This is a genomic window from Rhodobacter sp., from assembly GCA_020637515.1.
In the GTDB taxonomy this organism is placed as follows: domain Bacteria; phylum Pseudomonadota; class Alphaproteobacteria; order Rhodobacterales; family Rhodobacteraceae; genus Pararhodobacter.
The window spans coordinates 754510-777339 of record JACKKG010000001.1; the positions used below are offsets into that span (position 1 = coordinate 754510).

Below are 22830 nucleotides of genomic sequence, written 5' to 3' on the forward strand. Positions count from 1 at the left end.
CTAACTCTCCTGGGGTCTGCGCGTTCCCCATTCATGTTTCACAAGATCGCGGAGAAAATATGGCGGCGTATGGGGTTTCTTGCGCTGCACCAGCACCCTGAGACCATACAGCCCCAGCCCCGCCACATGCGCGAGCGTCGCCGCCAGGGCATAGAGCCGCCCGTGGTTCTTTTGAAAATAGTGCCGGCGCGAGGCGAACCAGTAGCCCGGCACGCGGCGCCATTCCTTCATCCCTGTGCTGACCGATCCCAGATGCATCACCCGGCTTTCGACCACATAGACCGTGGGCCAACCCGCCCGCGCGGCGCGCAGGCACAGGTCGGTTTCCTCGAAATACAGAAAGAAGCTCTCGTCGAACAGGCCGACCTGGTCCAGCACCGATCGCCGCATCAGCACGCTGGCCCCGGCCAGCCAGTCCACCGGCGTGGTTTCGGTCGGCAGGTCGGGCGCCACGATGGAATTCTTCAGCAACCGCGAGACCGGGCCGGTCTTTGCCGCGCCCTCGAATTCGCTGGCGATGGTCGGAAAGCGGAACGCGGTGGTGTGCGGCGCGCCGTCGTCGCCGTGGATGTGCGAGCCGGCAAAACCGACTGCGGGGTGGCTGTCCAGATAGGCGACCAGCGTGCGGATCGCGTCGGGGGCGGGAAAGGCATCCGAGTTCAGGATATAGACGTAATCGGGCCGCGCGCCGTCCGGCAGACCCGCACGGATGCCGCAGTTGTTGCCCGCGCCGTAGCCGCCGTTTCGCCCCGATTGCAGCACGCGCACCCGGGGCCAGTCGCGGGTGGCCTCGGCCATCGACTCGTAGGAACCGTCCTGGCTGTCGTTATCGACCAGCGTGATCGCGCCGTCGATCCCCTCCATCGCGACCATGGCGGCGCGGGCCGCTTTCAGCGACATTTCGGCCGTGCGCCAGTTGAGGATCACGCACAGAACGGTGCTCATGCCTCGGCCTCCGCGATCAGCGCGCGCAGTTTGGCGGCCATCACCCGCACGTTGGGTTCCAGAACCATGCTGTCATGGTCGCCCGGAACCTCGTGCACGCTGAGCCTAGGCATCCAGCGCGACCAGTCGTTGTCATCATACACATATTCCTTTGCCCGGCTCACCCATTGTCCGCCAGTCACCTTCCAGTGACGATCCAGAGGCGGCCGGAACAGCGCGACCGGCGCGTCAAAGGGGGTCATGGCCACATGCGGCAGCGCGTCGCGAAAGGCGGCCTCGATGGCGCGGTTGTGGAAACCGCTGTCGCCCTCGCCCGCGGCCTCGTCGGCTCTCGCGGCCTCTTGCGCTTTCCACGCGCGGCGCGAGTCCAGCCATTCCTTCAGATAGCCGGGACCCTTGCGGCGGAACTCGGCCAGCTTGATCGCGGCCTTGTCGGCACGGCTGAGCGTGGGCCGCATGGGCACCGGTGTGTCCAGCAGCGTCAGCAGGCGCACCTCCTCGCCGGCCGCGCGAAGTTGGCGCGCCATTTCCAGCGCCGTCAACCCGCCGCCCGAAAAACCGCCCAGCAGATAGGGCCCGTGGGGCTGCACTTGCCGAACCTCGGCCAGGTAGTCGCGCGCGGCCTCGTCCAGGCGGCGGTGCGGTTCGGCCCCGCCTAGCAGACCCCGCGCCTGAAGCCCGTAGAACGGCCGGTCGGTGCCCAGCAATTGCGCCAGATGCCTGAGGTTCAGCACGTTGCCGAACATCCCGGCAACCAGGAAGAACGGGGTCTTTGGCCCGCCCTCGCCCTCGTGCATGGGCACCAGGAATTCATAGCGGCGTTGCGGCGCGGCCACCGCCGGGGCGCTGCCGGTTTCGGTGATGCCGGCGACCTCGGCCACCCGGGCGGCGACCTTTTCCACGGTCGGCGCCTCGAACAGCAGCGAGATGGGGAAATCCACCGCCCAGGTCTTTTTCACCCGCGCGAACAGCCGCACGGCGATCAGCGAATGCCCGCCCAGGTCGAAAAAGCTGTCCTGAACGCCGACGCCCTGAACGCCCAGCAATTCCTCGAACATCGACACCAGCATCCGTTCGACATCGTTGCGCGGTGCCAGATAGTCGCTGTCCAGATTGGGGCGTTCGAATTTCTGGCCCTCGCTGACAGCCTGTTCCTGCGGTTGCGCCGCTTCCTGGATCAGTTCCGGCAAGGTCAGAGACGAAATCACCACCTGCGACCGCCCGGTCGCCAGCGCCCGCAGAAAACCCTCGGCGCCCTCGGCAGGGGTCAGTCCCTGCGCCAGGTTGCGCGCAAAGCGTTCCTCGCCCGGGGTCAGCGCCCGGTCGGCGGGATTCTGGTCAAAGGCCACCTCGGACGGCAGCAGCGGCGCGGGCGTGCCAAAGCCCCCATCAAGCCGCTTGATGGTGAAGCGCGTGATCTCGGCGCAGACCGTGCCGTCGGGGGTGGCCAGCGTGATGTCGAAACTGGCGAACCCGGGTTCGGCGGGGGCGATGCGAACGTGGCTGACGATCGCGGCCGGCAGCGCGCGATACACGCGGACGCGGCCATAGGACACCGGCACCCACAGGGCGCGGCCCTGATAGCCCGGGATCAACCCCATGGCCCAGCCCGTCGCCAGATCGGTCAACGCGGGGTGCAGCACATAGCCCTGGTCCAGATCGTCGCGGAACGCGGGCGGCAGGGACAGATGCGCCAGCCCTTCGCCCTGCCCATAGGCCTGCCGGTTCAGGACGCGCCAGCGCGGACCAAAGGCCAGGTGCGATTCCTGCCCTGTGGCGATGCCGTGCGCGTCTTCCTGAACGTCGCGGGTGCAGCGCGCCTGGATCGCGGCCACATCCAGCGGCGCGGCCGCGGGAATCGCCCCCATGTTGACGCGCCCCGAGGCGTTCAGCGCGAATCCCTTGCGCCCGCGCAGCGTGACCTCGGACCTGAGCGCGAACTCGTAACCCGCATCAGACCGGCCGAGCGTGACCTCGACCGCGCGGGGTTGATCGACCTCGAGCGCGCGGAAGAATGTCAGATCGGCGATTTCAAAGGGCTCGACCTCGCCCTGGCCGTGCAGCGATTGCGCCGCGATCTCAAGGATGCCGGTGCCGGGAACCAGCGCGCGCCCGTCCTTGGTGCGGTGCTCGTCCAGCAACCACATGTCGGTGGAATAGGTCGCCCGGAACCGGCGGTTCATCTGGGCGTCGAACCCGGCGGTGTCCAGAAGCGGCACCCCGGCGGGCGTTTCCGGCATCGCCGGGCCCTGCCCCATCCGCGCCGCCATCGCCTCGGCCGCCATGCCGACCTCGGCCCAGATGCCCCAGTCGATGGCGGTCACCCGGGTCTTGCCGGTGCGGGCCCTGGCCCAGGCGTTCAGGTATTCGTTGGCGGCGACATAATCGACCTGCCCGGCCGGCGCCGTCAGCGTCGAGGTCGAGGAGAAGACCACGATCCGATCCACCGCGCCATCGGGCAGCAGCGCGTCGAGCACCCGCGTGCCGTGCACCTTGGGCGCAAAGACGCTTTCGACGCTGCCCACCGTTTTCGCCAGCAAGGGCGCGTCGTCGATGGTTCCGGCGGCGTGGATCACCCCGTGAATCCGCCCAAAGCGGGCCTTGGCGGTGTCGAAAGCCGCGCGCATCTCGTCGATGTTGCACACGTCGGCGGCGGCGACCAGAACCTCGGCGCCCAGCGATTCCAGTCTCTCCACCTGCAGAATCCGGCGCATCGCCGGATCGCCCGATTCCTTCAGGGCGGCCCATTGGTCGCGCGGCGGCAGGCCTGCGCGCGAAATCAGCGCGATCCTGGCGCCGCTGCGCCGGATCAACGCCTCGGCCACCGATTGACCGATCCCGCCGAAGCCCCCGGTGATGACCCAGGCGGCACCCCGGGGCAGATCGGGCTCTTGCGTCAGGGGTTGCGGTCGCAGGCGTTGTTCGTAACGTTTGCCCCCGCGCAGGGCGGCAATGGCGTTGCCGGGCGTGGCGAGCAGTTCCTCAAGCAGCGGCTGCACCAGATCGGGATGACCGCCGCGCCGCCGGGTGAGTGGATCGATATCCAGCGTGGACACGCTCAGGCCGGCGATCTCGTGCGGGATCACGCGCGCGGGCCCGGCGATCATCGCCTTTTCCGGCCAGCGCAGACCCTCAGCGCGGACCTGTGCGGCGCCGGCGGTGATGACGGTCAGGTGGATCGGACCGGCCAGCCCCTCGGCCCCGATCGCCTGTCCCAGGAACATCAGCGAATAGAACCCTTGTTCGACATGCGCCTGAAAGGCGTTCGATCCGGCGCGGAACCGTTCCTCGCCCGAGGCCAGCCAGAAATGCGCGATGCGCGTCGGCACCGTGCCGCGATGCACCAGATCCTGGATGAGCTGGTCATAACCCTCGCGCCCGCGTTCCGTGGGCAGGGTATAGGCCGTCTCGGTGCGGCGGCGAAAGGAGTCGCCAGCCTGAACCTCGATCACCTTGTGCCCGGCGGCGCGCAGCCGTGCGAGGACCGGCGCGGCGATGCCGTCCTGGTCCGCGAACACCAGCCAGGTTTCGGCGGGCACCGTGTCGAGGTCGGTGTCGATGTCGAAATCCAGATCCGCCGACCGCGCAACCCAGCCGAGGCGCGTGCCCATGTCGGCCACATCGGCGATCCGCGCCGGCAGGGTGTTGACGATCTCGGCGCTGGGCGCGGCGGGGGCGATGAAATATTCGCGGCGTTCGAACGGATAGGTGGGCAGGGGCACGCGGTTGCGCCGCGCCTCTCCCCAGATCTGCGACCAGTCGAACGTGCCGCCCAGCGCCCAGATCCGCCCCAGCAGACCCATGTGATAGAGATCGTCGGCGATGTCCTCGTCGGGATGGCGCAGCACCGCCAGAACCTGTTGCGGTGGCACCGCGCCATGCATCCGGGTCAGCGAGGACAGCGCCTTGCCCGGGCCGACCTCGATCCAGATGCGATTGGGCGTTTCGGCGAGCGTAGAGACGCAATCCGCGAACATCACGGTGCCGCGCAGGTGTTGCGTCCAGTAGTCGGGGCTGGTCGCCTGTTCGGCGGTCAGGGGTTGGCCCGTGCGGTTCGAGATGATCGGCAAACGCGGCGGCGCCAGCGGGATCGAGGCCAGATAGGCCCGGAACTGCGATAGGATCGGTTCGAGCATCCGCGAATGAGCGGCGATGTCGATGGCGATGCGCTGGGTCTCGACCCCTTCGGCCTGAAGCCGGGCGGCCAGGTCGTCCAGCGCGGCATCGGGGCCGCTGACAACGGTGAGGTCCGGTGCGTTCACGCTGGCCAGGTCCAGGTCGCCAAGATACGGGCCCAGCGCGTCCACCGACAGCGGCACCGACAGCATTCCACCTGCCGGCACGGTATCGAACAGCGAGCCGCGCAGATGCACCAGGCCGATGCAGTCCTCGAAGCTGAGGACACCCGCCAGACAGGCGGCGGTGTTCTCGCCCATGGAATGACCGACCAGCGCGGCGGGCTGCACGCCCCAGGCCATGAGCATCTGCGCCAGCGCGTATTCCGTGATCATGATGAGCGGCAGTTGCACCGAGGGGCGCTTCAACGCCACATCGGCCGCGGCCTCGGCGCCCGGTTCGGGCAACCAGAGGGCGCGCAGGTCATAATCCAGACGGGGTTGCAGGATCTCAAGCCCGCGGTCCATCCATTCGGCAAAGACCGGTTCGGTTTCGTAGAGATCGCGCGCCATGCCCGCGTATTGCGCGCCGCCGCCGGGGAACAGGAACACCACGTCGGGGTTGTCCAGCGCGGTATGGGAAAAGACCCGGCGCGGATTGTCGCTGTCCAGCAGCGCGGCGGCCTCGGCAGGGCTTTCGGCCACCACCACGCGGCGCTTGTCAAAGGCGCGGCGGCCCTTGTGCAGGGTCCAGGCGACATCGGCCAGATCGGTGCCGGGCGCATCGCGCAGATGCTGCGCAAGGGTCTTTGCTTGCTGATCCAGCGCGCCCCGCGTCCGGGCCGACAGCGTGAGCAACTGGAACGGCCAGTCGCTGGCTTCCGATGCGGCGCGCGCCGGCGCCTCTTGCAAGATGACATGCGCGTTGGTGCCGCCCACGCCCAGCGAATTGACGCCCGCCCGTCGCGGATGGCCGCGGCTTTCCCAGGGGGTCAGCGCCGCGTTCACGGCAAAGGGCGAGGATTCGAAATCGATCGTCGGGTTCGGGGCCTCGAACCCCAGCGAGGGGGGCATTTCCCGATGGTGCAGCGCCAGCGCAACCTTGATGAGGCTGGCCACCCCGGCGGCGGTGTCGAGATGGCCGATATTCGTCTTGACCGACCCGATGCGGCAGAACTGCGTGGCGTCGGTGGTTTCGCGAAACGCCTCGGTCATGGCGGCAACCTCGATCGGATCGCCCAGATAGGTGCCGGTGCCATGGCATTCGATGTAATCCACCGTCTCGGCGGGGACGTCGGCCACGGCCTGCGCCTCGGCGACGCAGCGCGCCTGCCCCTCGACCGAGGGGGCGAGGTAGCCGGCCTTTTGCGCGCCGTCGTTGTTGATGGCGCTGCCCTTGACCACCGCCCAGATGTGATCGCCGTCCGCCACGGCATCACCGAGACGTTTCAACACCACGCAGCCCGCGCCCGAGCCGAACACCGTGCCCTGCGCGCGATGGTCGAAGGCGTGGCATTCACCGTCGGGGCTGAGGATCTCGTTCTCCTTGTAGAGATACCCGCGCCCCTGCGGCAGTTCGATGGTCACCCCGCCGGCCAGCGCCATGTCGCATTCGCCCGACAACAGCGCCTGCGCCGCGTAATGCAACGCCACCAACGAGGTCGAGCACGCGGTCTGCACGTTCACCGAAGGGCCGCGCAGGTCGAAGATATGGCTGACCCGAGTGGACAGGAAATCCTTGTCATTGCCGGTATGGCGCAGCAGGAACATGCCCACGTCGCGCACCAGATCGCGGTTCGAACACAGGTTGAAATAGAAATAGCTGCCCATGCCGCAGCCGGCATAGACGCCGATGGTGCCGCCGAACCCCTCGGGCGTGTGGCCGGCGTTTTCCAGGGCCTCCCAGGCGACCTCAAGGAATTGGCGGTGCTGGGGGTCCAGGATCGCGGCTTCCTTGGGGGAAAAGCCGAAGAATTCGGCGTCGAAGTCGGCGAACCGGTCCAGCGGGGCGGCAAAAGGCACGTAATTGGCCTGCCGCATCAGGGCGGGGTCTTCGCCGGCCGCGATCAGCTCGTCCTCGGACAGGCGGCGGATTGCCCGCAGCCCGTTCCGCAGATTGTGCCAATAGGCCCCGATCGACGCCGCGCCTGGCAGATGCGCGGCCATGCCGACAATGGCGAGATCGGTTTCGGACGGGGCGGTTTCGGTGGCGGAGGACATAGGCAACCCTGCAAGAACGACATTCAAAGCCGAGACAATCGCGGTTTCTGGGCGAGAGTAGCCCGATATTCGGGCCGAAAGGTGGCGCCCCTCACATCAGCGTTCGCGGACCGCCCGGGGGTGGCGCGTGCTGACCCAGAACCACACCGGAATGCGCCCGGCGCAAACGGGCCTCCCGCGAGGCCAGCGTTTGCATGCGCATCGACTCGGCGTAGCCCAGCAGCGCACCGGCGATCAACCAGGTGAACGGGATCAGTGTGGCGTTCGGCAGCAGGTCCAGCATGTTAACCGCCAGCACCAGCACCAGCGCGGACACCGATACCGGAACCGGTTGCGCGCCGGGGCGCCGGGCCTCGAGCCAGATCAGGAACACGGGCAGCGCCAGCAGGCCGAACATCGCGATGTAGCCCAACCAGCCATAATTGCCGATGACGATGATCCACTGCCCATCGACGACCGTCAGACTTTCGCCGGTGGCCGGATCATAGACCATGAACCGGCCCCAACCCCCCCAGCCGAACAGCGGCTTGTCGGCGACGTGGTTCAGGATCAGGTCCTCGTTGTTGAACCGGTATTCCAGCGACTGGGCGCGCTCCTCGCTGATCTGCTGGACATGCTGAATGATCGCATCGGTCGGGATCACGCCAGAGCCGCGCAGCATCGGATAGGCGATCACCAGCGACACCAGCACCACGCCGATCAGCAGATGCAACCGCGGGCGCAGGATCATCACGGCCGGGACAAAGATCAGCGTATACAGCAGCGGACCCATCGATTTTGTCAGCACGACCAGAAAAAAGCCGAAGCCGACCACCAGCAACCGTTTGCCCGACTGGGCGGCGGCGGCGCTGCGCGCCCGTGCGGCGGCGGCCATCGCCACCATGAAGGCAAAGAAGGCCACCCAAAGCCCGTGCGGCATGAACACAAAGGGCCGGAACCCGCCTTGCCGGATCGCCTGCGCGAAATCGTGCTGAAAGAACCCGTAGAGCCGGGTGTGCAGTTGCGGGCTGAAGCGCACTTCCCACAGCATCAGGGGCGCATACATCGCCCCGGCGATGACCAGCGCCAACAGGATCTCGTGGATCGCCTTTTCGGTGCTCAATGCCTCGCGCGCCAGAAAGAATGGCAGCATCAGGAACACCTGCTGCACCAGGGCCGAGGCCGAATCGTAGATCCTGAGCCCGGGCAACCCCGGCACCTCCAGCGCGTTGTGGTCGATCAGCCGCATCGTGCCGAAATGATCCACGCCGAACGAGATCGGCTCCAGGTTGGTCAGCACCGTGATCGCGGGGCTGACGATGAACAACCCCAGCAGCAGCCGCCCGGCCCATCCCTTCGGGAACAGGCCCGGCATTCGGTGCCACATCGACCAGCAGACGAAAAAGGCCGTCAGGTTGGGAATGCTTTCCTTGTTCAGCGGCGGCACCAGGGGAAAGTTGAAGGCGCTGAGCTGCGGCAGGAACATGTAGCCGCCCAGGATCGACCAGATCAGCGCGCGCTCCAGCGACATCTTGCGGAACATGACGACGATCACGATCGGCCAGCCCAGCAGGGCCAGCATCGCGTTGGTGTTGCCGATCTCTAGCATGTCCGCGTGCCCCCCGGGCCCCGCGGATGGGATTTCGGTGTCATCGCTCGATCCGTTCGCCTCGCGGGCCCTCTGCCGGGGCTTTCGCAGTCACGTCAGGGTAACTATACCTGTGCATCATGGCCCTGTCTGCCCCAAGCGGACAGTCTGCGGGCCAATTGCGTCCAGAGTATGAGGGTTTCGTGGAGTTTTCCTTTCCGCCGCACGCGATCCGGGTGAACATGCCCGACACCGCCACCCTGCTGGCCGAGGTTCGCCGCCGGTTCCGCGAGCACGAGGGGTTCGCGCTGGCGACCATCAATCTGGACCACCTGGTGAAACTGGCCCGCGATCCGGATTTCCGCGCCGTCTATGCCGCGCAGGACCTGGTCTGCGCGGATGGCAATCCGATCGTCTGGCTGTCGAAACTGGCCAGGAAACCCGTGACGCTGGTGCCCGGGTCGGACGCAGTGCTGCCCCTCGCCGGCCTCGCGGCGCGCGAGGGCGTGACCGTGGCGCTGATGGGATCGACCGAAGAGGCCCTCTCGGCCGCCGCCGCCGCGCTCGAGGACCGCGTGCCGGGCCTCAGCGTCAGCCTGTGCATCGCACCCCCCATGGGCTTCGACCCCACCGGGGACGAGGCCCGCTCGATCCTGAATCGGCTCTCGGCCTCGGGCGCGGGACTGACCTTCATCGCACTGGGGGCGCCAAAGCAGGAGAGCTTTGCCGCCTTTGGCCGCACCGTCGCGCCGCAAATGGGGTTCGCCTCGATCGGCGCCGGGCTGGACTTCCTGGCCGGGCGACAGAAACGCGCGCCGAAATGGGTGCGCGCGATTGCCATGGAATGGGCTTGGCGAATGCTGTCGAACCCGCGCCGCCTGGCAAAGCGGTATGCAGAATGCGCGCTGATCCTGCCGGGCGAAGCCGCCCGCGCGTGGCGCCAGCGGTAAGCGGGGCAGGGGGCCAGCCCCCTCTTTGCTGCGCAAATTCACCCCCGGGATATTTCCGGCACAAAGAGGGCGCCTTAACCCTTCGTTAACCCCGCCCTTCTTTGTGCGACAAATATCCTCGGGGGTATCCAAAGGGGGTGGAAAACCCCCTTTGGGCGGGGGGTTCGGGGGGCGGCAGCCCCCCGACGCTACTTGTATTCGATCAACGTGGCCCGGGCGCCGCTGAACCGGCGAATGTGAAACCGCAACGCGCCGACTGCTTCGGGAAATTTGCCCAGCGTGTTGAAAAAGGCACCGGACCAGCCCAGACGGCGGTGCAGGCGGACCACCTGCAGCGGATAGACCAGCAGCACCAGCAGCGCCGCCGGATGCCATAGCGACCCCAGCAGCGCCACCAGCGGGATCGCCACGCCCCAGACCCAGATGCGGTTTGCCTCGGCTTGCCAATGAGGGGCTTGGGGGGTGTGAAAACGGGTCGCGCCTTCGGTAAAGGCATAGCCTGCGCGCTCGGTCCGTTTCCACCATTGGGAAAAGCGGGTGATACCGGCGTCGTGCCAGGTCATCTCGGCCTCGATACGCCAGACCGTCCAGCCCTGCGCCCGCAGCCTCAGGCACAGTTCGGGCTCTTCCCCCGCGATCAGGTCGTCGCGGAAGCCGCGCACCGCCGTCACCGCCTGATAGCGCATCAGCGCGTCGCCGCCGCAGGCCCGGGATTCGCCAACCGGGGTGTTCCATTCCGCGTCGATCAGGGTGTTGTAGACACTGTTTTCCGGATATTGTTCGCGCCGCCGGCCACAGACCACCGCAGCGCGCAGGTTTTCGGCCAGAAAGGCCATGGCGCGGGGCATCCAGCCCTCGCGCAGGATACAGTCGCCGTCGATGAACTGCACGAAATCCGGGGGCGCCGATCGCAGCGCCTTCAGCCCGGCGTTGCGGGCCCGGGCCGCGGTAAAGGGCTGTGTCATGTCCAGCTCGATCACCTCGGCTCCGGCCTCTCGCGCGGCTTGCTGGCTGCCGTCGGTCGAACCAGAGTCGACATAGACCACATGGCGCACCTGCCCCGCGAGCGACGCCAGGCACGCGACCAGCCGCGCGCCTTCGTTGCGCCCGATCACCACGGCATCGACAACTGGCTTCGGCTTTGCCTTTGGCATGTCCCGCCTCTCCACCCGTTTGGGATAGGGCAGCGCGCGGGCCGGTGTCCAGAGCGCCAATCCCTCTGGGCAAGAGCGCGCGAATGTGTTGCATTCCTGCCTGTGTCACATGAGGAGACCCGTCATGCCCCGCGCCCAGATCGTCGGTTGGAGTCATTCGCATTTCGGCAAGGCCGACGAACCGGATACCGAAAGCCTGATCGCGGCGATCCTGGCGCCGGCGCTGGAGCACGCGGGCGTCCCGGCCGAGGACGTGGACGGCATCTTTGTCGGCGTCTTCAACGGGGGCTTCAGCCGGCAGGATTTCCAGGGGGCGCTGGTCGCGCTGGCCGACGACCGGCTGCGCCATACCCCCGCGATCCGTTACGAGAACGCCTGCGCCACCGGGTCGGCCGCGCTTTACGGGGCGATGGATTTCATCGAATCGGGCCGGGGCCGCATCGCGCTGGTGGTTGGTGCCGAAAAGATGACCGCGACCCCCACCGCGCAGGTCGGCGACATCCTGCTGGGCGCCTCGTATGTCAAGGAAGAGGCCGAGGTGCAGGGCGGGTTCGCCGGGCTCTTTGGCCAGATCGCCGGCCGCTATTTCCAGCGGTATGGCGATCAGTCCGATGCGCTGGCAATGATCGCGGCCAAGAACCACGCCAACGGGATGGCCAATCCTTATGCCCACATGCGCAAGGATTTCGGCTTTGCCTTTTGCAACACCCCGTCTGACAAGAACCCCCATGTCGCGGGCCCTCTCAGGCGCACCGACTGCTCGCTGGTGTCCGATGGCGCGGCGATTCTGGTGCTGGCGGACGAGGACACCGCGCGCGATCTGAAACGCGCGATCGCCTTTCGCGCGCGGGTTCAGGCCAATGATTTCCTGCCGATGTCAAAACGCGACGTGCTGGAATTCGCCGGTGCGCGCAAGGCCTGGTCGGGCGCCCTGGACGCCGCGGGCCTGACGCTGGACGATCTGTCCCTTGTGGAAACGCATGACTGCTTCACCGTCGCCGAGATGCTGGAATACGAGGCCATGGGCCTGGCCGAGCGCGGGCAGGGCCACCGGGTCATCCGCGAGGGCATCACGGCAAAGGACGGCAGGTTGCCCGTGAACCCCTCGGGCGGGTTGAAGTCCAAGGGGCATCCGATCGGCGCCACCGGCGTGTCGATGCATGTCATGGCAGCGATGCAACTGGCGGGCGAGGCCGGCGACATGGCGGTGCCCGACGCGCGGGTCGCGGGCGTGTTCAACATGGGCGGCGTCGCGGTGGCGAACTACTGTTCCATCCTGGAGCGCGTGAAATGAGGGCGGATCTGTCCGGTGGAATTCAACCGGTCAGCACGCGGGTGATGAACCTGTCGCATTTCCTGACCGACATCGCCCGCCGCCACCCCGATGCGCCGGGCTTTGTCTGGGGCGAGCGCACCTGGAGCTGGGCCCAGATGGAAGCCCGCGCCGCCGCCTTTGCCGAGGTGCTGATCCAGCGGTTCGGCGCGCGCAAGGGCGACCGCATCCTGGTGCAGTCGGCCAACAACAACCAGATGTTCGAAGCGATGTTCGGCTGCTGGCGCGCGGGGTGCGTCTGGGTGCCCGCCAACTTTCGCCAGACGCCCGAGGACGTGGCCTTTCTCGCCCAGTCGTCGCAGGCCCGCGGGATGCTGGTCGGGGCCGAGTTCGCGGCCCACGCCGCCGCCTGCGCGCCCAGCCTCGATTTCACCATCGCCATCGGCGCGGCGGATTTCGCCCCGGATTACGAGGGCCTGATCGCCCCGTATCTGGGCCAGGCGCGCCCCGCCGTGGCGGTGCAGCGCGACGATCCCTGCTGGTTCTTCTTCACCTCGGGCACCACGGGCCGGCCCAAGGCGGCGGTTCTGACCCATGGGCAGATGGGCTTTGTCGTGACCAACCATCTGTGCGACCTGATGCCCGGCACCGGTGCGGACTGGGGCGGGCACGATGCCTCGCTGGTGGTGGCGCCGCTCAGCCATGGCGCGGGGATTCACCAACTGGCGCAGGTCGCGCATGGCGTGGCGTCGATCCTGCCCACCGGTGCCAAACTGGACCCGGCCGAGGTCTGGTCGCTGGTCGAACGCCACCGTGTCACCAACATGTTCACCGTGCCGACCATCGTGAAGCTGCTGGTCGAACACCCGGCGGTCGATGCGCACGACCATTCGAGCCTGCGCTATGTGATCTATGCCGGTGCGCCGATGTATCGCGCGGACCAGATCACCGCGCTGGAAAAGCTTGGCCCGGTGCTGGTGCAGTATTTCGGCCTGGGCGAGGTAACGGGCAACATCACCGTCCTGCCCCCCGTCCATCACGGTGCGGGCGACATGAAGCTGGGCACCTGCGGCTTTGCGCGCACCGGGATGCAAGTCACGGTCCAGCGTGACGACGGCAGCGAATGCGCGCCCCTGGAAACCGGCGAAATCTGCGCCACCGGCCCCGCCGTCTTTGCCGGCTACTACAACAACCCCGAGGCCAACGCGAAAAGCTTTCGCGACGGCTGGTTCCGCACCGGCGATCTGGGCCACATGGACGAACAAGGGTTCGTCTATCTGACCGGGCGCGCGTCGGACATGTATATCTCGGGCGGGTCGAACATCTACCCGCGCGAGATCGAGGAAAAGATCCTGCTGCACCCCGCCATTTCCGAGGTCGCCGTCCTGGGCGTGCCGAACCGCAAATGGGGTGAGGTCGGGCTGGCCGTTTGCGTGCCCAACGCCGCGGTTTCGGGCGATGATCTGCTGGCCTGGATGGCCGACAAGGTGGCGCGCTACAAGCTGCCGCATCACGTCGTGTTCTGGGACGAGATGCCGAAATCGGCCTATGGCAAGATCACAAAGAAGATGATCCGCGAGGCGCTGGAGGCACGCGGTCAGGTGCCGCCCGAATGATCGCGACGCTTTCGCATCCGGGCCCGGCATCCGCGAGGCGCTGGGCCGCCGCGCCTTGCCACGCCCAGCCGATCGAGGTCACGCTGCCGGTGGCCGACACGCTGGCGCAATCCGCCGCGCTGGCCCTGGCGGGATTCGACGGCGGCTGGATCGAGATTCGTGACGAGACCCTTGCCAACCTGGACTTTGTCATACCGGGCCCCGATCCGACCGGCGCGCACGCAGCCTGGTATGCCGGGCCGCACCGGATGGGCGCGGGGCGGATCGATCACCTGGGGATGCATGTGGGGCTGAAGGACGGCGCCCCCTGGATCCACGGGCACGGCGCGTTTGACGCGCCCGGCTGGCGGGGGCCGGGGTTCGGGCACATCCTGCCCCATGAAAGCCGCCTCGCCCGGCCGATCCGCGCGCGGGGGTGGGGCATCCGGGGCGCGCGCCTGGCCGTCGCCGCCGACCCCGAGACGCATTTCCCGCTGTTCCAGCCGGCCGATCTGGGCGGTGGCGGGGGTGCCGCGTTGATCACCACGCGGCCCAATCAGGATATGGGCGCCGCCATCGCGGCGGCCGCGGCCGCGGTCGGGATCACCCGGGGGCGCATCCTGGGACTGGGATCGCTGGTGCATCCCAGGTTGCAAGGTCAGGCGCCGATCGACAGCTACGCCACCGAAATCCTGCTGACGCAGGGCTTTTTGGACAAGGGCCTCGCCCGGATCGAGGCCGAGGTGGTGACGCTGGACGCGACGCTGCACAAGGGATGGCTGACCCCGGGCGAAAACGGCGTCTGCATCACCGCCGAGGTTCTGGTGCTGGCGTCCTAGCCGCGCGGGTCAGAACCCCGGCAGCACCTGCGCGCCGTGCTCATGCAGGTAGATCCGCAGCCAGGGGGTAAAGGCCTCGGGGCGTTGTTCGATCTCGCGGTGCAGATCGGCCGCGGTGATCCAGCGGTGATCCATCACTTCCTCAGGGTTTTCGACGACGGTGGGCGGGGTGTCGCAGCGCGCCAGGAACAGGTCCACCACCTCGTGTTCGATCATCCCCGCGCCGACCGCCGCACGGTATTCGACCACGCCGCGATGTTCCAGCGCCAGGTCGGAAAGGCCCAGTTCCTCGAACAGGCGGCGGGCGGCGCAGACGGCGGGGTCTTCGGCCCACAGGGGATGGGTGCAGCAGGTGTTCGCCCAAAGCCCCGGCGTGTGATACTTGCCCAGCGCGCGGCGCTGGATCAGCAGCCGGTCGCCGGCCACGACAAAGACCGACACCGCCGGATGCCGCAGCCCCTGCGCGTGCACGGCAATCTTGTCCATCGGTTGCAAGCGGCCGTCGATCCAGACGGGAATCTGCTGGTTCATTCTGACACCGATCCTTTTGCGCCTTTTGCCCCGGATCGGCGGGCAGCGAAAGGGTCAGATCAGCCCCATCGCCAGCGCAACCGCCAGCGCCGCCGCGATCAGCACCAAACCGCCGAAGGCCCAGATCATCTGCCGGCGGCGTTTCTCGCGCCGGGGCATGGCGAACGGGATCGACACCACCGGACGCAGGTTCAGATCGCGTTCCATCCGTTGCGCCGTGCGCATTACCGGGTGCAGCCATTCCAGGGCATAGGCCAGCATCCCGCCCAGCCCCAGCCCGGCGATCACGCCCAGCAGTGCGACCTTCTTGCGGCTGGTCGAGATCGGATACAGCGGCACCAGCGCGTGTTCGAGCAGTTCGAACCGTTCCGATTGCTGGTCGTCCTCGATCCGGGCGCCCAACTCGGCCTCGCGGCGGCGGTCGGCGGCGGCGGTAAGCTGGGTCTGCAATTGCTCCATCTGGCGTTCCATCGCCTGGACCTGTTGCTGATAGCCGGGCGCGCGGGTCAACAGGCCCTGGATCTCGGCGATGCGCGCGTTCAGCACGTTCGCCTGGTTCGTCAATTGGTCGATATCGTCGGTCAACTGCGCGATCCGGCGCTGCGTCACCGCCCGCCGCGAGGCGCTGTCTTGCGTCGCCAGTTCGTTCTGCGCCGCGGAAATGCGGGTTTGCAGCTCCATCAGGGATTCGGTCAGCCGGCCTTGCTCCTCGCGCCGTGCGGTCACGGCGTCAGGCATGTAGGCCTCATTCGTGGAGCGGTAGCTGGCGATATCGTCCTCGAGCGCGGTGATCGCGGCCTGAAGGCGATTCTCCTCCGAGCGGAAGAATTCCAGCGCCTGCTGCGCGTTCGACTGGCGCGCATCGACGCTTTGCTGCACCAATTCGTTCGCCAGTTCGTTGGCGATCGCGGCGGCGGTTTCCGGGTTCCGGTCCGAGGCCGAGACGATCAGCGCCGACAGCGAGCCGTCGCGGGTAAAGCCCTGCTGCGCGGCCGCGACCGAGGTGATGCTGAACGACTGCCGCATCCGGGCAACCTGTTCGACCGGGCTGAGCGGCGCACCGTCGAACAGGTTGTAGCGCTGGGCGAGATCCAGCAACGCCTCGCGCGACATCAGGCGCTGTTCGATCACCTGCACGCGGCGGGTCACGTCGGGTGTGGTCGCCCCGGCGCCCCCGCCATCCTCGGCGACGGCAATCACGGGGTTGATGACCTGGATCACCGCGCTGGCGCTGTAGACGCGCGGCGTGCGCACGGCCATGAGGAGCCCGCCCACCGTGCCCAGCAGCAGGATCAGCGCCATCAGTTTCCAGCGGCGGCGCAGAAAGCTGAACACCTCGTGAAGGTTCTGGATCGGTCCCATGGGCGCCCCCGTTCAGCGCCGCCGCGTGGACCGGCGCGAATCGCGGTCCTCGGACTTGTTCAGGACGATGCCCAGCAGGGGAAGCTGCCCCTCAAGGATCCGCTCGCATTCCAGGATGTCGCGCGCGGTGCTGTTCAGACCATCGGCCACCAGCAGGACCGCGTCCAGTTGCGGCATCAGCGCCATCATCACGGCGTCATCCAGAAGCGGCGGCAGATCGAGGATCACGACATCGGGCGCGGCGACTTCCATCAAGGCGCGCCAACGCAGGATCGTGTCGGGCGAATAGAGACGTTCGTCCGCGGCGGGCACCGGATGGTCGTTCAGCGCCAGCGCCATCGAATCGCCCACGCGCACCAGTTGCGACAGCGGATCGCGCGTGCCGCCCAGCACATCGTCCAGCGAACCGGGCGCGCTGAGCCCCAGCATGTCTGCCAGGCCCGGATCGGCAAGATCGCCATCCAGCAGCAGAACCCGCTGGGTTTCCAGCCGGGCGATGCTGACGGCCAGCCCGGCGGCGACAAAGCTGCGCCCCGCCCCGCGCCGGGCCGAGGTCACGCCGATCCGTCGCCAGCCCTTGTCCGCGGTCACCCTCAGCAATTGCGTGCGCAACTGGTCCATCGCCGTGCCGCCGACGCTGCCGCGGGCAAAGGACGGCGCACTGCCCTTTGCCGACAGGCGATCGGGGGCACTCAGGACTTGCGGGATCTCGGCCCAGACGGAATCGGCGGCGCCCCGCCGGTGGCTGCGCGGCAGGCCGGTGCGCGCGTTGGTGACGCGCCCTTGCAGCATCGGCGCATGGGCGATGGGGCGCGTGGGCGGCGGGGTGTCCTCGTCGCCATCGCGAGGAACCTTCCAGCCCAGTCGTTGTTCCAGAATGCGCGTGTTGATCATGGAAACCCCTCATGGTGGCCCCCGGGGGCCACCCTCGATGCCGACAGTCTTAACAGGGGATGACCGGAAAGCCTGTCACAAATAGGGCAGAACAAAGGTGTTTGCCGCCCTAGAGGTCAAAGACCCGCGCCAGGACATCGCCATGCAGCGCCAGCACCAGACCCAGCAGCGCCAGCGCGATTGCCGCCATCACCCCGTCATGCAACGGGTCCCAGGCGCCATATTTGCGCGCCAGCCGCACCTGAAGCGGATAGGACAGCAGCGCGGTCGTGGCCATCGACAGTGGCGCGCCAGGAATTCCGATCTGCGGCACCAGCGTGATGAGCAGCGTCACCAGAACCACCGCGCGTGTGGCGTTCAGCGTGAAAAAGCCACGCGAATCGCCCGAGGCCAGCGCCACCTGATCATAGGTCAGGAACAGCATCTGCGGCAGCAGCGCCATCGCCACCAGCGTCGTCACCGCCCCCGAGGCCGCATAGCGCGGGTCATAGAGCCACGCGACGATATAGATGCCGGCCAGCGCCAGCGGGGTCACCCCGGCCACCAACATGCCCGACAGCATGAAACGGATGCGGCGCAGGCGGCCGAAATTCTCGGCAGATTCCGATGGCGGGCTGGCGCGGTAGATCGGGATCATCAGCCGCTGAACCAGCAACTGGCCCAGCATCAGCGGAAATCCGGCCAGGAAATAGCCGATATTGTAAAGGCCCAGTTGCTCCAGCGACAGGTAATGCCCCAGGATCAACTTGTCGCTTTGCAGCACCAGAAAGCCGGCGACCGTGCTGAAAAAGATCCAGCGGCCGTAATGAATCAGCTCATGCGCCGAATCGCTGTCCAGGTGCCAGCGGTTCGAGATCCCCGGCAGCATGACCCAGGCCAGGCCGGCGCGTGCAGCCGCGGCAACCAGGTTGCCGGCGACCAGCGCCCAGATCGATTGCGTGACCCAGGCGAGCAGCAGCATGACGATCACGCTGATGACCTGCGCGCTGATTTCCAGGATCGTCACTCGGCCCAGCGCCATGTGACGCGAGGCGGTCTCGGCCCGCGTGGGTTCCAGCGACAGGATCAGCAGGCTGGTCGCGGCGACGGGCACCATCTGGAACAGCAGCGGCTCATGGTAGAACCAGGCCATCGGCCAGGCCAACGCGCAGGCGATGGCGAAGAGCATCACCGCGCGGATCATGTTCAGCGTCCAGGCGGTGTTCAGGAAATCGGGGTCGTCGCCCCGTTTGGACGACTGGATCGCGGGCTGGATGCCCAGGTCCGACAGCATCGTCAGGCCGACCAGCAGGACCGTGACCAGGGCCATGGTGCCGAACGCCTCGGGGAACAGCAGCCGCGCCAGGATCAGGTTCGAACCGAAGCGGATCGCCTGTTGCGCGCCGAACCCGGCGATGGTGAACATCGACGAGCGCATGATGCGGGCGGTCAGTCCGGTTCCCTGAGGCTTGGCTTGTGCGGTCACGGCAACATCGGTCAAAACGGGTTACTCCGGTTGCGGGAATCGCCTGTCGGGTCAGACTGGCTCGGATACCGGCAGATCTGCATGGTAAATACGGCACCAGTGTGGCGACGCAAGCGCCTTGCCAATGTCATGCCGGCTTCTTGAATTCGCCCGATTTCGCCCTTAGCGCGAGTATTCATCGAAATGACAGGTGCCCGCGTGAAGATCGGCTACATACTGAACACCTACCCCGCGCCTTCGCACAGCTTCATCCGGCGCGAGATTCGCGCGCTTGAGCGGCGGGGCATCGGGGTAGAGCGTCTGGCGATGCGCCCCTTCGACGGCGAGCTTGTCGATCCCGGCGACCGAGACGAGGCCACCCGGACCGACCATGTGCTGTCCCAGGGCGTGCCGGCGCTGATCTGGTCGGTGTTCCTGGCCGGGCTTCAGTCGCCGCTGGGAATCTGGCAGGCCTTTGCGCTGACCCTCAAGGCGGCGCGCGGATCCGAGGCCGGGCTGCTCAGGCATCTGGTCTATTTCATCGAGGCCGCCTATGTCGCGCGGCAGGTCGTGGCCCGCAGGATCGACCGGATGCACGCCCATTTCGGCACCAACGCCGCCACCGTTGCGATGCTGGCCGCCCAGATGACGGGCCGGCCCTACAGCTTCACCGTGCACGGACCCGAGGAATTCGACAAACCGGCGGCGCTGGCCTTGCCGCTGAAGATTCGCAAGGCCGATTTCGTCGTCGCGATCTCGTCCTTCGGGCGCAGCCAGCTGTGCCGTTTGGTCGAGTATCGCCACTGGTCGCGCATCAAGGTGGTGCATTGCGGAATCGAGCCGCAGCTCTATGCATCGGTCCGCACTTATCCAGAGACGCGGCCGCTGTCGCTGGTCAACATCGGGCGCTTTTCCGAACAGAAGGGCCAGATGATCCTGATCGAGGCCATGGCCGAGGTCATGCGCCGTGGTCTGGATGTCCACCTGACGCTGGTCGGCGACGGCGAACTGCGCCGGCCGATCGAACGCGCCATCGCGCACGAGGGTCTGGGCCACCGCGTCACGCTGACCGGTTGGCTGGACGAATCCGGCGTTCGCCGCGCCATCGACGCCGCCCATGCGCTGGTGCTGCCCTCTTTTGCCGAGGGTCTGCCGATGGTGGTGATGGAGGCCATGGTGGCCGCCCGCCCGGTCATCGCCACCTGGATCGCCGGCGTGCCAGAGTTGATGCAGGCCGGGCGCACCGGCTGGCTGGTGCCGGCCGGCGACGCCGACGCCCTGGCCGAGGCGATCATCGAAATGGCCAGCACCCCTTCGGATGCATTGCGCCGCATGGGAACCACCGGCCGCGCGCGCGTGATGATGCGCCACAACATCGACACCGAGGCCGCGAAGCTGGCCCAGCTTTTCGCTCAGCGCCCGCGAACCCAACCCGACTGATCGCGCCCGCCAAGGCGCACCGCCAGCTTGACCGCCGTATAGACGGCAAAGGCCGGCGGGTCCGCGACCAGCCGCCGCAGCAGCCACCCGCGCGAGGGGCTGTCCTTGCCCTCGTTCGCCATCAGATCGGGGGCCAGCGCCGTCAGTTCGACCACGCCCTGGTCCTGCCGTCTGCGCACCCGCACCAGACGGGCGAACCCCTCGACCAGCGGCCAGTGATAGGGGGCGGGCAGCTTCACCCGTTCGTCCGGGGCGAACTGGATGCGCACATAGGTGTCATCCGAAATGATCGCCGGAAACGCATCCCAGCGCGCGCGACCTGCCGCGTTCACCGCGAACAGCCCGAACCCGGGAACGCCCTGCGCGACAAAGGGCAGCCGCACCCAGAACCGCGCATAGGCCCGGCTGACCCAACTCCGCGCCGTCACCACGGGCGTGCCCGAGACATAGCGCGCCCCCGGCACCGCCAGCGCCGCCGCGATCTGCGCCATGAGCGGGGGCGAAACCTGCACGTCGGCGTCCAGATAGGCGCGCAGCGGATACACGGCCGCCGCGTCGCCCGCGTTCAGTGCGCCGGGCTTGCCCAGCGCGGGCAGGTCCAGCACCGTCAGCGCCCAGCCGCGCGCGGCAAAGGCCCCGTCATGCCCCCGGGCGCGGGCCACCGTGTCGTCGGTGCAGCCGTTCGCCGCGACCACGACCTGCGCCACGGCCGGCCCGTCCGAGGCCAGCAGCGCCGCCAGGCAGGCGTCGATATAGGCCCCCTCGTTGCAGGCGGGCAGGATCACCGACAGGGTCACGGCCGGGTGGCCTCGATCAGGGCGTCCCAGCGCGGGTTCCGGTCACCCAGGAACCTGAGCGTCCCCCAACTGCCCCAGATCGACGGTTTGCCGATGTCCATATAGGCCATGAACGGCGCGGGCGTGAGCTGCCGCCACCCGGCGATCAGCGCGCGATACAGATCGCCCATCTGCGGCGCATAGTTCAGGGCCTCGAAAAAGGCGACCAGCTCGGTGTCGCCGTGGTCCTCGGGCCGGACGACGACATGCGTGCCGCCCTCGTACATGACCAGCGCCAGCCCATAGTCCCGCGCCACCGCGACATGATGCGCCAGCGTCCGGTCCAGCAGGTCCTGGATGGAGTTTTCGGCATCGCCCGAGGTGCCGCCGTTCAGCAGCTCGGCTGCCGCCCAGTCCAGGGCCCGGTCGAAGCGGTGCGCGCTGACATAGCTGTCGCGCGCGGCGCCGGTCAGCCCCTGGCTGTCGGCCTGTTGCTCGGCCGCCGCGCGGCTGTCGTGCAACCATTGCTGGATCATCTCGCGTTTGCGTTCGGAATGCAGTTCGGCGGTGAAATAGCCGGTCACGGCCAACACGTCGAAGACCTCGTGCGGGGGGCGATGGGCCGGGTCCTCGGCCACATAGTCGGGCGCCTCCAGCATGTCGTGTTCCAGCCCCAGCCAGCCGGTGAACAGCCCCAGGACCCGCACGCGCCGGGCCGTCTGGTCGCCATAGACCGCGTCGATCACGCGCATCACCTCGGCCGCGCGGACCGCGCCGAATTCCACCCATTTCCAATCCTGGTTCCAACGCGCGCGCGCGTTCTGTTCCGCCCAGTCGGCCTGTTGGAAACCCCAGTTCCAGACCTCGTTCGAGAATTCGAACCAGGCGCGCAAATCGGGCCTGAGCCCGTCGCGCACCATCTGCGCAAAGGCGCGGACATAGGCGTCATCGGCCAGATGGGGCAGGGTGAACCAGGGCTCGGCGCCCGTCTCGTTCGCCAGCCTGAGCATCACTTCGAGCGGAACACCGCGCCGCGACCAGGAATAATCCGATACCTGCGCGCGCTCGTCCCAGTGCTGCACGGTGGAATTGTTGGTCAACATCCAGTCCATGAACCGCAATTGTGCCGCATCGCCCACCAACGCCAGCCAGTCGGGGTTGAAGATCTCGCCCGCCGCAAAGCGTGCCAGATTGCGTTCGTGCACGACCGACAGGTTCCTGAGGGTGCCGCGGTTGAATTCGATCAGCACCGCACCCTCGCCCGGGACATAGTCGAAGGTGGCGGAATGATCGCCGTAGCGCACGTTCCGCACCGCGCCGCTGAACCCCAGATAGGCCGTGCCTTCCCATTGCGCGTGCCAGGTTCCCGCGGTCGAGGTCATGCCCGCCGGCAGATCCTGCAACACAAAGGTCGAGATCCGCCGCACGCTGCGCGGAAAGGACACGATCCATCCCTCGTCATCGAGCGCCCCGGCAGCGCGCAGCGCGTCCTCGTCCATACCGCCCCACTGGTTCGGCAGGTGGCCCGTCCAGCGGGTGGCGTTGTGCATTACGTCGATGAAGGGCAGTTCCGTGGACCAGCCGACGACCTCGGCCAGGTTCAGCCCCAGTGCGCGACGCCCTTCGCGTGGGGCGACGTCGATCTGGGCGGCGGCCGGCAAGATCATCGCCAACACCATCGCCACCACCAGCGCGGGGGCCCGGAACAGTCGTGAATCCATCGAA

15 protein-coding genes are annotated in these 22830 nt (G+C 67.5%); 5 read left to right on the forward strand and 10 right to left on the reverse strand.

Going from position 1 to position 22830, the window contains the following annotated elements:
* From H6900_03605 to H6900_03615, 3 genes are all read right to left on the reverse strand, one after another.
* Positions 1-945 (reverse strand): glycosyltransferase family 2 protein, encoded by a 945-nt coding sequence (locus H6900_03605; GenBank protein ID MCC0072357.1) that lies wholly within the window; start codon positions 943-945, stop codon positions 1-3.
* Entirely contained in the window at positions 942-7280 is a 6339-nt protein-coding gene (locus tag H6900_03610; GenBank protein MCC0072358.1) for an SDR family NAD(P)-dependent oxidoreductase, read from the reverse strand. The genes H6900_03605 and H6900_03610 overlap by 4 nt, the downstream gene beginning before the upstream one ends.
* Positions 7281-7371: 91 nt before the next feature.
* Positions 7372-8868, reverse strand: coding sequence for a hypothetical protein (locus tag H6900_03615; GenBank protein ID MCC0072359.1), 1497 nt, complete (start codon positions 8866-8868; stop codon positions 7372-7374).
* Positions 8869-8987: 119 nt separating this feature from the next.
* Between H6900_03615 and H6900_03620 the strand changes: the two genes are divergently transcribed.
* Complete coding sequence (locus H6900_03620) at positions 8988-9797, forward strand: WecB/TagA/CpsF family glycosyltransferase (GenBank protein ID MCC0072360.1); 810 nt, start codon at positions 8988-8990, stop codon at positions 9795-9797.
* A 188-nt stretch (positions 9798-9985) separates the two neighbouring features.
* Here H6900_03620 and H6900_03625 read toward each other — a convergent pair whose 3' ends face one another.
* Positions 9986-10951: a glycosyltransferase family 2 protein gene (locus H6900_03625; protein ID MCC0072361.1), complete on the reverse strand. Its 966-nt coding sequence runs from the start codon at positions 10949-10951 to the stop codon at positions 9986-9988.
* Positions 10952-11075: 124 nt separating this feature from the next.
* Between H6900_03625 and H6900_03630 the strand changes: the two genes are divergently transcribed.
* Genes H6900_03630 through H6900_03640 form a run of 3 tightly spaced genes read left to right on the forward strand, consistent with a single transcriptional unit; the run spans position 11076 to position 14658 of the window.
* The gene (locus H6900_03630; protein MCC0072362.1) at positions 11076-12245 is read left to right on the forward strand and encodes an acetyl-CoA acetyltransferase; all 1170 of its coding nucleotides are present in this window, start codon (positions 11076-11078) and stop codon (positions 12243-12245) included.
* Positions 12242-13840, forward strand: coding sequence for an AMP-binding protein (locus tag H6900_03635; GenBank protein MCC0072363.1), 1599 nt, complete (start codon positions 12242-12244; stop codon positions 13838-13840). Before H6900_03630 ends, H6900_03635 begins: the two co-directional genes overlap by 4 nt.
* The gene (locus H6900_03640; protein MCC0072364.1) at positions 13837-14658 is read left to right on the forward strand and encodes a hypothetical protein; all 822 of its coding nucleotides are present in this window, start codon (positions 13837-13839) and stop codon (positions 14656-14658) included. The genes H6900_03635 and H6900_03640 overlap by 4 nt, the downstream gene beginning before the upstream one ends.
* A gap of 9 nt (positions 14659-14667) precedes the next feature.
* On the opposite strand, the gene idi is transcribed toward H6900_03640, so the two are convergent.
* The 4 genes from idi to H6900_03660 form a co-directional block, all read right to left on the reverse strand.
* Positions 14668-15189 (reverse strand): isopentenyl-diphosphate Delta-isomerase, encoded by a 522-nt coding sequence (idi, locus tag H6900_03645; GenBank protein MCC0072365.1) that lies wholly within the window; start codon positions 15187-15189, stop codon positions 14668-14670.
* Between the two features lie 54 nt (positions 15190-15243).
* Complete coding sequence (locus H6900_03650) at positions 15244-16551, reverse strand: hypothetical protein (protein MCC0072366.1); 1308 nt, start codon at positions 16549-16551, stop codon at positions 15244-15246.
* A gap of 12 nt (positions 16552-16563) precedes the next feature.
* Complete coding sequence (locus H6900_03655; protein ID MCC0072367.1) at positions 16564-17445, reverse strand: CpsD/CapB family tyrosine-protein kinase; 882 nt, start codon at positions 17443-17445, stop codon at positions 16564-16566.
* Between the two features lie 109 nt (positions 17446-17554).
* Complete coding sequence (locus tag H6900_03660) at positions 17555-18862, reverse strand: oligosaccharide flippase family protein (protein ID MCC0072368.1); 1308 nt, start codon at positions 18860-18862, stop codon at positions 17555-17557.
* Positions 18863-19108: 246 nt separating this feature from the next.
* Here H6900_03660 and H6900_03665 point away from each other — a divergent pair, with 246 nt between their 5' ends.
* Complete coding sequence (locus H6900_03665) at positions 19109-20329, forward strand: glycosyltransferase (protein MCC0072369.1); 1221 nt, start codon at positions 19109-19111, stop codon at positions 20327-20329.
* Here the strand turns inward: H6900_03665 and H6900_03670 are convergent.
* Both H6900_03670 and H6900_03675 read right to left on the reverse strand, forming a co-directional pair.
* Positions 20302-21114 carry a glycosyltransferase gene (locus H6900_03670; GenBank protein ID MCC0072370.1) on the reverse strand — a complete coding sequence of 271 codons (813 nt, stop codon included), beginning with the start codon at positions 21112-21114 and terminating at the stop codon, positions 20302-20304. The two genes, H6900_03665 and H6900_03670, sit on opposite strands and share 28 nt — an antisense overlap.
* An 8-nt stretch (positions 21115-21122) precedes the next feature.
* A complete protein-coding gene (locus tag H6900_03675) occupies positions 21123-22826 on the reverse strand; it encodes a hypothetical protein (GenBank protein ID MCC0072371.1) in 1704 nt (567 codons plus the stop codon).
* Between the last annotated feature and the right edge of the window lie 4 nt (positions 22827-22830).

Excerpts from the sequence above, each read along its gene's own strand:
- H6900_03605 (MCC0072357.1), bottom strand. The coding sequence starts at position 945 with ATGAGCACCGTTCTGTGCGTGATCCTCAACTGGCGCACGGCCGAAATG.
- H6900_03610 (MCC0072358.1), bottom strand. The coding sequence starts at position 7,280 with ATGTCCTCCGCCACCGAAACCGCCCCGTCCGAAACCGATCTCGCCATT.
- H6900_03615 (MCC0072359.1), bottom strand. The coding sequence starts at position 8,868 with ATGCTAGAGATCGGCAACACCAACGCGATGCTGGCCCTGCTGGGCTGG.
- H6900_03620 (MCC0072360.1), top strand. The coding sequence starts at position 8,988 with ATGGCCCTGTCTGCCCCAAGCGGACAGTCTGCGGGCCAATTGCGTCCA.
- H6900_03625 (MCC0072361.1), bottom strand. The coding sequence starts at position 10,951 with ATGCCAAAGGCAAAGCCGAAGCCAGTTGTCGATGCCGTGGTGATCGGG.
- H6900_03630 (MCC0072362.1), top strand. The coding sequence starts at position 11,076 with ATGCCCCGCGCCCAGATCGTCGGTTGGAGTCATTCGCATTTCGGCAAG.
- H6900_03635 (MCC0072363.1), top strand. The coding sequence starts at position 12,242 with ATGAGGGCGGATCTGTCCGGTGGAATTCAACCGGTCAGCACGCGGGTG.
- H6900_03640 (MCC0072364.1), top strand. The coding sequence starts at position 13,837 with ATGATCGCGACGCTTTCGCATCCGGGCCCGGCATCCGCGAGGCGCTGG.
- idi (MCC0072365.1), bottom strand. The coding sequence starts at position 15,189 with ATGAACCAGCAGATTCCCGTCTGGATCGACGGCCGCTTGCAACCGATG.
- H6900_03650 (MCC0072366.1), bottom strand. The coding sequence starts at position 16,551 with ATGGGACCGATCCAGAACCTTCACGAGGTGTTCAGCTTTCTGCGCCGC.
- H6900_03655 (MCC0072367.1), bottom strand. The coding sequence starts at position 17,445 with ATGATCAACACGCGCATTCTGGAACAACGACTGGGCTGGAAGGTTCCT.
- H6900_03660 (MCC0072368.1), bottom strand. The coding sequence starts at position 18,862 with ATGCGCTCGTCGATGTTCACCATCGCCGGGTTCGGCGCGCAACAGGCG.
- H6900_03675 (MCC0072371.1), bottom strand. The coding sequence starts at position 22,826 with ATGGATTCACGACTGTTCCGGGCCCCCGCGCTGGTGGTGGCGATGGTG.